General features: G+C 51.7%; 1 protein-coding gene. It reads left to right on the forward strand.

Annotation, left to right across the window (positions count from 1 at the left end; translation table 11 throughout):
• Positions 1-791, forward strand: a 791-nt coding sequence (locus EYB48_RS18995; protein WP_162021941.1) for a hydroxymethylglutaryl-CoA lyase, incomplete at both ends; no start/stop codon positions are given.

Raw genomic sequence — 791 nt, forward strand, 5'->3', positions numbered from 1 at the left:
AAAAAAAACGTCTATACATTCAAGAAGTAGCCACCCGCGACGGCTTTCAGAACGAAGCAACTTACGTCGAAACCGATGCCAAGATTGCCCTCGTCAATCAGCTTAGCGAATGTGGTTATGCGAAGATCGAAGTCACCTCGTTCACCTCGCCGCGCGCGATACCGGCACTACGCGATGCTGAAGCAGTGATGCATCAAATTATCCGCAAGTCGGGCGTGATCTATACCGTGTTGGTGCCAAATCTTCGTGGTGCAGAGCGCGCACTCTCATGTAATGTAGATGAAATCAATCTGGTGATGTCCGTTAGCGAAAGCCATAACCGTACCAACCTTCGGATGACGCGTGAAGAGTCGTTCATGCAGTTGAAAGAAGTTATCACCTTGGCCAAGCAAACGCCTGTGGCAATCAATGTCTCGCTATCGGCGGCGATGGGCTGCCCTATGGAAGGGGATGTGCCTATAAAAACAGTGTTGGATTGGGCGGCACGCTTTGTCGATCTTGGTATTGATGGCGTGACTCTGTGTGACACCACAGGTATGGCATATCCGAGCCAGGTTGCAAAACTCAGCTACGCTGTGCGTACATGTTTCCCACAACTGGAATTGACTCAGCACTTCCACAATACCCGTGGCCTGGCTGCAGCGAATGTGTTGGCAGCCGTTTATGCTGGAATAGACCGCTTCGACGCCTCGTTGGGTGGTTTGGGTGGCTGCCCTTATGCACCTGGTGCGACTGGTAACGTTTGCACTGAAGAACTGGTCCATCTGCTCGAACTGCAAGGCTATGATACC

The organism is Cognatundibacterium crateris, from assembly GCF_010078235.1.
GTDB lineage: Bacteria > Pseudomonadota > Gammaproteobacteria > Burkholderiales > Burkholderiaceae_D > Undibacterium > Undibacterium crateris.